The organism is Roseofilum acuticapitatum BLCC-M154, from assembly GCF_030068475.1.
GTDB lineage: Bacteria > Cyanobacteriota > Cyanobacteriia > Cyanobacteriales > Desertifilaceae > Roseofilum > Roseofilum acuticapitatum.
This window is the reverse complement of the sequence record NZ_JAQOSP010000116.1, coordinates 195,482-203,573: the sequence shown is the minus strand read 5'-3', so window position 1 is coordinate 203,573 and position 8,092 is coordinate 195,482. Positions and strand designations below refer to the sequence as shown.

The window sequence follows — 8,092 nt, the reverse complement described above, 5'->3', positions numbered from 1 at the left end:
CTTGAAAAGGGGGGTTGGGGGGATCGAAAACTATACCTCAGACAAGAAAGAAACGCTTGATTGTTATTCGATTAATGCTCTGTTCTTCTTAATCTAGCCCTAAATCCAATCTTGTCAATCGTTAGATTTACGGATATTAGTGTTCTGGAGAAAAAAATATGTAATTTTACGGATTGCCTGTCTTTTTTTCAAAAATACCCAGCTCTACAGTTGACAAAATTAACTTAATTTGTTAAAAAACATCGATTGTCTAAGGAACTCTGCCGAATTATTGAGATTAAATTTTTCTATGAACAAACTCCGAAAACAAATCTACACTCTCCTCCTAGCCTTAGTCTGTACGAGCATCCTACTCTTAGGAGGCATCACATTAGGGCAAGCCCAACCCCCAATTCATACGGAAGTGGTGGAATATCAACAAGGGGATGCCCTTTTAGAAGGGTATCTAGCCTACGATCCATCCAGTGACCAACAACGGCCTGGAGTTCTGATTATTCACGCTTGGAAAGGCTTAGGAGAATTTGAAAAAGAGCAAGCGGATAAACTGGCGCAGATGGGATATGTGGCGTTTGCTGCTGATATTTACGGTAAAGGGATTCGCCCAGAAACTACCGATGAAGCTAGGGAGCAGGCAACCTTTTATCGCTCTAATCGCGAAATATTGCGCGATCGCGCCCAAGCCGGATTAGACTACCTCAAACAACATCGTCTCACCAACTCCAAACAAACCGCCGCGATCGGCTACTGTTTTGGCGGTACAACCGTTCTCGAACTCGCTCGCAGTGGGGCAGAAGTCTCCGGAGTCGTCAGCTTCCATGGTGGACTCGACACCCCCAACCCAGAAGATGCTAAACAAATTACAGCCAAAGTTCTCGCCCTTCATGGAGCAGACGATCCCGCCGTTCCCCCCGAAGAAGTCGCCGCCTTCCAAGAAGAAATGCGTCAAGCTGGGGTAGACTGGCAACTGATTGCCTATGGCGGTACAGTTCACAGCTTTACCAATCCTAAAGCGGGTAACGATCCCGCCAAAGGATCGGCCTATAATCCAGACAGTGCCCGCCGTTCCTTTGCCGCTATGGAACTCTTCTTTGACGAACTTTTTCAATGAAACTTCTAGTCAGTAATGATGATGGCATCTTTGCCCAAGGGATTCGCGCCTTAGCCAATACCTTGGCCAAAGCCGGCCATCAGGTGAGCGTGGTCTGTCCAGACCGGGAACGGTCTGCTACCGGCCATGGTCTCACCTTACATCAACCCATCCGCGCTGAAGAAATGGATACCGTGTTCGATCCGAGGGTGAAAGCCTGGGCCTGTTCTGGCACACCCTCAGATTGTGTAAAATTGGCTCTAGCGGCTCTACTGCCAGAAAAACCCGATTATGTCCTCTCTGGAATTAATCATGGGGCGAATTTGGGAACCGATATTCTCTATTCAGGAACCGTGTCAGCAGCCATGGAAGGATTAATTGAAAACATTCCGGCGATCGCCCTCAGTTTAACCAGTTATGCCCCCCAAAACTTCAGCGTTGCAGCTAACTTTGCCGCCTCCCTCGTCACCGCCCTAGAAGCCACCCAACCCTTTCCCCCCCTCTTACTCAACGTCAACATCCCACCGATCGACGCAGAGGCGATCGCCGGAGTTGCCATTACCCGTCAAGGCACTCGTCGCTATGAAGAAATCTTTGAAAAACGCATCGATCCCAGAGGAAAAACCTACTATTGGCTGGCCGGAGAATTAACCGAAGATGTCCTTGACCCCCCTTCTCAAAATCCCTCAGACTCCCCCATACTCACAGATGTACAAGCAATCCGCCAAAACTATATCACCCTCACTCCCTTACACTATAATTTGACATGCTCTTCAGGCTGCCAATATCTGAACGGGTTGCATTTACCCTATCCAATCTTAGGTTGATCGAAGTATCAAGATGGACGCTCTGATCGATTCAGCTCTCGTCAGAGCCGAAACGTCACTTCTCAGGTTACGCTAGTGAAAAACATGCAGGTGGCACATTAGCTCAAAGGTTGTGGAATCCGGTAAACTCTTATGTCTCTTACACAACAACAATTCACGGTTCATTTTTGGGGCGTTCGCGGTTCAATTCCCTGCCCCGGCCCCGAAACTGTTCGCTATGGCGGCAATACCTCTTGTATTGAAATGCGCGTAGGGGGTCATCGTTTGATCTTTGATGGGGGTACAGGATTACGGGTATTAGGCCAATATCTTTTAAAGCATATGCCCGTTGAAGGCCATTTATTCTTTACCCACTCCCATTGGGATCATATTCAAGGCTTTCCCTTTTTTACCCCAGCATTTATTCCCGGTAATACATTTAATATATATGGGTGCATTGCTCCCAATGGAGAAACCATAGAAAATCGTTTAAATAACCAAATGCTACATCCCAACTTCCCCGTCCCCCTGAAAGTAATGGGATCGAAATTACTCTTTAATGACATAGAAGTAAGAAAACCGATGAAATTCGGTGATGTACTTGTAGAAAATGCTCCCCTCAATCATCCAGGGGAAGCCGTGGGGTATCGAGTTAGTTGGGGTGGTCATACGGCTGCCTATGTCAGCGATACAGAGCATTTTCCCGATCGCATGGATGAGAATGTACTATTCTTAGCCCAAGATGCTGATGTGATGATTTATGATGCCACCTATACGGAGGCTGAATATAATCACCCTAAAGCCAGTAAAGTCGGTTGGGGTCATTCCACCTGGCAAGAAGCCGTAAAAGTGGCGAAAGCCGCCAACGTGAAGAAATTGGTTATCTTTCATCACGATCCCCTCCATAATGATGAATTTTTGGATAAGGTGGGTGAAGATGTGGCCCAAAGCTTCCCCGATAGCTTGATGGCTAGGGAAGGTTTATCCTTAACCCTGGTTGCTCCCCCCTCCGATCCCCCGGAACCCTAAAACTCGGATTCGTTTTTAAGGGCTTTCCCTGTTACGATGATAGGGATGTTTATATTGCGAAATGTAAAGCGTGTGGTCAATTGCTTCCCCGATAACGGCATTAAAGCCAACGGCGATCGCCCTGGGCAACTTTGACGGAGTTCACCGGGGACACCAACGAGTCATTCAACCCATTACCCATTCTGGAGCCTTTAGGGGTGACCTCTATTCTAGTGTGGTCACCTTTTTCCCCCATCCCCAAGAAATATTAACCGGCCAGAAAAAGTTACTGCTCACCCCTCCAGAAGAAAAAGCCGCCTATCTCCATCATCTGGGGGTCGATCAACTGGTGATTGTGCCCTTCAATCAACAGATTGCTCGTCTGAGTCCCCAAGCCTTTGTCAGCCAAATTTTAGTTGAATCTCTACAAGCCAAAATCATCAGCGTCGGGGAAGACTTTCGCTTTGGCCATCGACGCAAAGGAACCGTACAAGACCTACAGGCGATCGCCGCTCAATGGGGCATCAAAGTCATCATCACTCCCCTAGAAAACTGCCAGGAAGGACGCATCAGCAGTTCCCAAATCCGATTAGCCCTAACCGATGGAGACCTTCTGCAAGCCAAACGCCTTCTCGGTCGGCCCTACAAACTCCAAGGTAAAGTAATCCAAGGGCAACAACTCGGCCGTACCCTCGGCTTTCCCACCGCTAACCTAGAATTACCTGAGCAAAAATTCTTACCTCGCCCCGGAGTTTACAGCGTTCGCGTCTGTAACCCCCTCTGGAAAGATCCTCAACCCGTCATGGGAGTCATGAACCTCGGCAACCGGCCCACCGTCAATGGAGTCCACCAGGCGATCGAAGTTCACCTTTTTAACTGGTCAGCAAACTTATACGATCAAGTCCTCTGGGTTGAGCTTGAATCCTTCCTGCGTCCCGAACGAAAATTTGCCTCCCTCGATGCACTCAAAGCCCAAATCCAAGCCGACTGTGAAACCGCCAGAGCAACCCTAATTCATTAACTCCGATGGTTTCTCCCATCTCTGGGGATAGGCTTTCTCTCGTGCAGGAAAGCGCTTAAAACCCTGTAAAACCGACTCTAAAAGCGGCATCATTCGCGCCAGTTGCTGACCGCGAATCAGCAAATTCCAGCAGGGTTCCAGTTTTTTCCAACTGCCCGCATAAACCAAATGACGTAAGCGATGATTCAAAATTGTTTTAGTCGCTGCTCCTTGCCAAATAGCACTCCACCGATAAAAGTCTTTATAAGCTTGCCAATACCCCTTTTCCAACGTTTCAGCACTCATTTTTGCCGGTTGAAAAACCACATGGCGAGTATCATATAAATCCCAATTTTGAGTTAAAATCCGTCCTTCTTTCACCATCCGTTCATAGAGCGGTGTACCCGGATAAGGCGTGAGAATATGAAAGGTTGCCGTTTCAATTCCTTGGGAAATTGCCCACTCTACCGTCCTCTCAAAAACACTCTCATCATCCTCATCCATGCCAAACACAAAACTACCATTAATCATCACCCCCAAATCCCGCAAGCGCCGAATAGCAGCCGTATAATCCCGATTTAAATTATGATATTTATGCTGTTGGCGCAAATTATTAGCATTTAAAGTTTCAAAGCCAATAAACAAACTTCTCAGACCACTTTTAACCGCCAATTCTAACAAATCAGGTTGCAAGACAGCCTGAATCGTTCCTGCGGCTTGCCAAATGCGATTCATTCCCAGCATTCCAGTAAAGAGTTCCCGCGCAAATTGGGCATTCCCAAACAAATGATCGTCGAGAAAAAATACATAATGTCCGGGTAAACGTTCAATCTCTGCTAATGCTTGGTCAATGGATTGAGTATAAAAGGATTTTCCCCCTTTGAAAAAGGCATCTTTATAACAAAAATCACAATGATGGGGACAGCCTCTAGACACCACAATTGAATTAGGCATCAGATATAAATAGCGCTTAATTAAATCTCGACGAATGGGCGGAGCGCTCAGTAAATCCCGTTCCTGAGAAATATATCGTTTTTGGGGATGTCCCGCCCGAAAATCGGCTAAAAAATGGGGCCAAGTATCCTCTCCTGGCCCTAAAAAGATTGTATCGGCATACTGTTGTGCTTCTTCGGGTAAGGCGGTGACATGCAATCCCCCTAAAACAATATAAGCGCCTTTTTGACGATAACGATCGGCTAATTCATAGGCTCGATAAGCCGAAGTAATATAGACTTGAATCACGACTAAATCGGGCTGATCGTCTAAATTCAGGGCTTCCACATGCTCATCTTGTAAATCAATCTCGTCTTCCGGACTAAAAAATGAGGCGATCGTGGCTAAACCTAAAGGGGGAAAGAGGGAATATTTAATCGGCCGCCAATGGGGACTAAGGGCTTCAGTCAAGGCGGGTAAAATCATTTTAACTTTCATGAATTTTTCCCTGGTCAATTAAGCTATAAGTATTTTTTAGTCTTAACTCAAAATTTTGGGTTCTGTGAAGATTGTGATTTGTTGTTATTTTTAGAGTTATTTTGTAGAAAAAGTTAAGGTATTGTAATGGATTAGGTTCGGTTAGGGTGCGAAGGGCTGGCGATCGCCCGGAACAGAACTTTTCCCTCCAGTAGGATCGTCAGATCAGCCATTCCAGACTATTCCTATAAATATGATTCATAAACTGACCCCTCTGACTTTAGCTTTAACCTTAGCTTATCCCTCTCACTCGATACATCCAGCCTGGAGTAACCCGACCCATTCATCAGAGAGATACAGCGCCCAAACTCCTCTCCCTAGCTCAAATTGGGTAACCCTTACCCCTTCCGTTCATCCCACGACTGGCCGCTCCGTGTCTCTGTGGTCTACCTATTACCATATTTATCAAGCGCAAGAAACCACAAACGGTTATCCTCTGCTCGATCCATCTGGTCAAACTTTAGCCTATCTTTCCCATCGAGATTGGTGCTATGCTGCCCTACAAGGTACAGTTCAAGTCCAAGATCTGGCGGGAAATTTAACGACCTATAATTTTGCCGGTCGAGGGCAGAATTTACAACTCGATTGTTCAGCTTATTTTAAGAGTCTTTCCCCTGAAACCCTACAAAAAACAGGGCGAGTACGTTTTGGTTTGGCTCGTGGCCCCCATGGCGATGGAGCCGGTGGATATCGTTTAGTCCCTTATCGCACCATAGCCGTCGATCGCCAACAAATCCCATTAGGCTCTGTCATTTATATTCCTGCGGCCAGAGGACAGCACATTCAACTCCCCAATGGAGAAGTGATTATCCATGATGGTTATTTCTTCGCCGCAGATGTAGGTAGCGCCATTAAAGGGAATCATATTGATGTCTTTGTCGGATCGGATGAACGTAGTCCTTTTCCGTTTATTACCAGTAATCCTAGGGGCACATTTGAAGCCTTTGTCGTACAAGATCCTGAGATTGCCGAACTCTTAACCCGGATGCATCGGTAGAGTTTGGGGCAAATGGGGAGATGGGGAATATTGAGTAGGAGCGGGTTATACCCAAATCTAGAAATCTCATCCATCAATCCTGTGAACCCGCCCCAACCCCCATGTCGGCTTATCTTTCTTGTAGAGGATGTCAATGAACTGGTATTTAAAGGCTATCAGGAGTGCGAGCATCTTGCTCGCTGCCTTTCTCTAGCGAGCGAGACGTTTGTCCTGGGGACACGCTACGCTACGCACTCCTTCAACTCTAAATTCATCTGCGTCTTACACTGATAGGTAACATATTCCAGAGATTAAGGTAAGCAAGATTTATGACCGCAAAACGCATCGCGGAAATTCTGCGTCAAGGTAACCCAGACGATCGCCTAACGATCCAAGGATGGATACGCACGAAACGAGAACTGAAAGCATTTTCGTTTATTGAAGTCAATGATGGTTCCTGTTTGGCCAATTTGCAAGTGGTTCTAGACCAGGAAATGGCTGATTATGAGCAGGTGCTAAAGTCTTTGAGTACCGGTGCATCGGTGGAAGTAGAGGGGGTTTTGGTTGCTTCTCCCGCAAAAGGGCAACGGGTGGAGTTGAAAGCGGAAAAGGTGGTGGTGTATGGGGAAGCGGATGAGAATTATCCCTTGCAGAAAAAGCGCCATTCATTTGAGTTTTTAAGAACGATCGCCCATTGGCGATCGCGCACCAATACATTAGGGGCAGTTTTCCGTGTCCGTAATGCCTGTGCAGCCGCCGTTCATGAGTTTTTTCAACAACGGGGCTTTTTGTGGGTTCACACGCCCATTATCACCGGGAATGACTGCGAAGGTGCGGGGGAGTTGTTAGCGGTGACGAGCTTGGATCTCAAGAATGTACCGCGCATGGACGGGCAAGGGGTAGACTATTCCCAAGACTTTTTTGGTAAACCCGCTTATCTCACCGTCAGTGGACAACTGGAAGCGGAAGTGATGGCCATGGCTTTTGGTAATGTTTATACCTTTGGCCCCACGTTTCGAGCGGAAAACTCGAATACCTCCCGCCATTTGGCTGAGTTTTGGATGATTGAGCCGGAAATAGCGTTTTGCGATCTAGAGGGCAATATGGATTTAGCCGAGCAGTTTTTGCAGTTCGTGTTTAAGTCAGTATTAGAAAAGTGCCCGGAGGATATGGAGTTTTTTAACCAACGGATTGATAACACAGTGTTGGCGACGGCAGATAATATTATTAACAGTCAGTTTGAGAGAGTCACGTATACGGAGGCGATCGCACTTTTGCAAAAAGCGCCCGATCAGTTTGAATTTCCCGTAGAGTGGGGCTTAGACTTGCAATCAGAGCATGAGCGCTATTTGGCCGAGAAACTCTTCAAAAAACCGGTGATTGTCACCGATTATCCCATTGAGATTAAAGCCTTCTATATGCGCGTCGGGGATGATGGTAAAACCGTTCGTGCGATGGATGTGCTTGCGCCCAATATTGGCGAAATTATCGGCGGTTCCCAACGGGAAGAGCGCTTAGATATTCTGGAGAATCGGATGCGATCGCATGGCATTAACCCAGAAGAATTATGGTGGTATTTAGATTTGCGGCGCTTTGGAACCGTCCCCCATGCCGGTTTTGGGTTAGGCTTTGAACGGTTGGTACAATTTATGACCGGAATGGGCAATATCCGCGATGTGATTCCCTTTCCCCGCGCTCCTCTGAGTTTGGAGTTTTAATGTTGCTCTATCTCTCTCTCCGAGAGG

7 protein-coding genes are annotated in these 8,092 nt (G+C 46.9%); 6 read left to right on the top strand and 1 reads right to left on the bottom strand.

The window, feature by feature from the left end:
- Positions 1–289 precede the first annotated feature (289 nt).
- From PMG71_RS19140 to PMG71_RS19125, 4 genes are all read left to right on the top strand, one after another.
- Positions 290–1,108 carry a dienelactone hydrolase family protein gene (locus PMG71_RS19140; protein ID WP_283755322.1) on the top strand — a complete coding sequence of 273 codons (819 nt, stop codon included), beginning with the start codon at positions 290–292 and terminating at the stop codon, positions 1,106–1,108.
- Positions 1,105–1,914, top strand: a complete 810-nt coding sequence (gene surE / locus PMG71_RS19135; protein WP_283755321.1) for a 5'/3'-nucleotidase SurE — start codon at positions 1,105–1,107, stop codon at positions 1,912–1,914. The genes PMG71_RS19140 and surE overlap by 4 nt, the downstream gene beginning before the upstream one ends.
- Before the next feature lie 132 nt (positions 1,915–2,046).
- Positions 2,047–2,922 carry an MBL fold metallo-hydrolase gene (locus tag PMG71_RS19130; RefSeq protein WP_283755320.1) on the top strand — a complete coding sequence of 292 codons (876 nt, stop codon included), beginning with the start codon at positions 2,047–2,049 and terminating at the stop codon, positions 2,920–2,922.
- A gap of 70 nt (positions 2,923–2,992) precedes the next feature.
- Entirely contained in the window at positions 2,993–3,922 is a 930-nt protein-coding gene (locus PMG71_RS19125; RefSeq protein ID WP_283755319.1) for a bifunctional riboflavin kinase/FAD synthetase, read from the top strand.
- On the opposite strand, the gene PMG71_RS19120 is transcribed toward PMG71_RS19125, so the two are convergent.
- The gene (locus PMG71_RS19120) at positions 3,911–5,332 is read right to left on the bottom strand and encodes a B12-binding domain-containing radical SAM protein (protein WP_283755318.1); all 1,422 of its coding nucleotides are present in this window, start codon (positions 5,330–5,332) and stop codon (positions 3,911–3,913) included. The genes PMG71_RS19125 and PMG71_RS19120 overlap by 12 nt on opposite strands.
- Positions 5,333–5,564: 232 nt before the next feature.
- Between PMG71_RS19120 and PMG71_RS19115 the strand changes: the two genes are divergently transcribed.
- Complete coding sequence (locus tag PMG71_RS19115) at positions 5,565–6,368, top strand: 3D domain-containing protein (protein WP_283755317.1); 804 nt, start codon at positions 5,565–5,567, stop codon at positions 6,366–6,368.
- A gap of 308 nt (positions 6,369–6,676) precedes the next feature.
- Entirely contained in the window at positions 6,677–8,065 is a 1,389-nt protein-coding gene (gene asnS, locus PMG71_RS19110) for an asparagine--tRNA ligase (RefSeq protein ID WP_283755316.1), read from the top strand.
- The last annotated feature ends 27 nt before the right edge of the window (positions 8,066–8,092 follow it).